This window comes from Paracoccus lichenicola, from assembly GCF_009708075.1.
GTDB classification, from domain to species: Bacteria; Pseudomonadota; Alphaproteobacteria; order Rhodobacterales; family Rhodobacteraceae; genus Paracoccus; species Paracoccus lichenicola.
This window is the reverse complement of record NZ_WMBT01000052.1, coordinates 1-1522: the sequence shown is the minus strand read 5'-3', so window position 1 is coordinate 1522 and position 1522 is coordinate 1. Positions and strand designations below refer to the sequence as shown.

General features: G+C 56.4%; 1 protein-coding gene. It reads left to right on the top strand.

Features of this window, described 5'->3' with window-relative positions; all coding sequences use genetic code 11:
- On the top strand, positions 1-1425 hold a 1425-nt coding region (locus tag GIY56_RS18275), incomplete at its 5' end, for an IS1182 family transposase (RefSeq protein ID WP_154766257.1).
- Positions 1426-1522: the final 97 nt, after the last annotated feature.

The following is a 1522-nucleotide window of genomic DNA, read 5'->3' as shown; positions in this document are numbered from 1 at the left end:
ATCTCAGGTGATGACCGATCTCAGCTTCTGCTCTTGCCAGAGTCCGTGGACGACTATGTAGCGCCGGACAATCCTGTCCGGTTCATCGAAGCATTTGTCGATAGTCTGGACCTGGAGGCGTGCGGCTTTGCACGGGTCCGCGGCAAGGCCACCGGTAGGCCAGGCTATAATCCCGCTGACCTGCTTAAGCTCTACATCTATGGGTATCTTAACAGGGTGCGGTCCAGCCGACGCCTAGAAATTGAAACACGGCGCAACATTGAGGTCATCTGGCTGATGCGCCGTCTTTCTCCCGATTTCAAAACGATCGCTGACTTCCGGCGTGACAACCGGGCCGCATTCCGACAGGTCTTCAGGGCGTTCGTTGTTCTCTGCCGGGAGCTCGATCTGTACGGCCGCGAGTTGGTTGCCGTTGATGGCACCCGCCTGAAGGCCGTAAATAGCCGGGATCGTAATTTCACAAAAGCAAAGCTGGAAAGAAGCCTCCGCGAAAGCGAAGAGAAGCTGGACCGCTATCTGAAGCAACTGGATATCGCGGACAAGGACGACGTAGACGGAGCTGATCCATCCAAAGCCAAAGATTTGCAGGCAAAGATCGCAAAGGTACGGGAACGGCGCGTTCATCTTGAAGCCTGCCAGTCCGACCTCGCAAAGAGTGCGGAGGATCAGATATCGCTGACGGACCCAGACAGCCGCGCGATGCATCCGTCGAGCCGTGTGAGCGTCGGCTACAATGTTCAGATTGCCGTTGACACCAAGCATAAGCTCATCGCCGAACAGCAAGTCCACAGCCGTGTCGCCGACCAGGGTCTGTTAGCTGAAACGGCGAACGCCGCACGCGAGAACTTGGCCGTGGACGAGATAAAGGCTGTCGCGGACCGAGGCTACTACAGCATGGAGGATATTGCTGCTTGTAATGCCGCCGCCGTCATTCCGCATGTTTGCAAGCCGAACAACAGCATCGCGGCACGCAGCGGTCATTTCACAAAAGAGATGTTCCGCTACGACGCGGTGGCCGATGTCTATATTTGCCCTGGAAGCCAAACTCTTGAACCAAGATATGTCGACAAGACACGGGGCCCGACGAAGATCGAGTATTGCAATCGTGCCGCCTGTCGGACCTGCGATCTTCGTTCCCTCTGCACCAACGGCTCATATCGCAAGATCACCCGGGCCGAGGACGAAGCCTTGCTGGAGCAAATGGCGGAGCGCTTGCGCGCAAGGCCAGAACTTCTGGATATACGTCGTGAGACCGTTGAACATCCATTCGGCACAATCAAGCAGTGGATGGGACAAGGTGCATTCCTGATGAGGCGTCTCGAAAACGTGCGGGGCGAGTTCAGCCTGACGGCGCTGGCGTACAACATCCGTCGGGCAATCACCCTGGTTGGCGTTTCCGGTCTGATTGCAGCAGCTGCCAACTGAAATCTGGTGCAGTTATGTCCGCAGCCGCAAGACGCGGCTACAACGCTCTAGGATTACAAGGTTTTTGGCTAACTAAGCACGAAATGCTGCGCAAAAG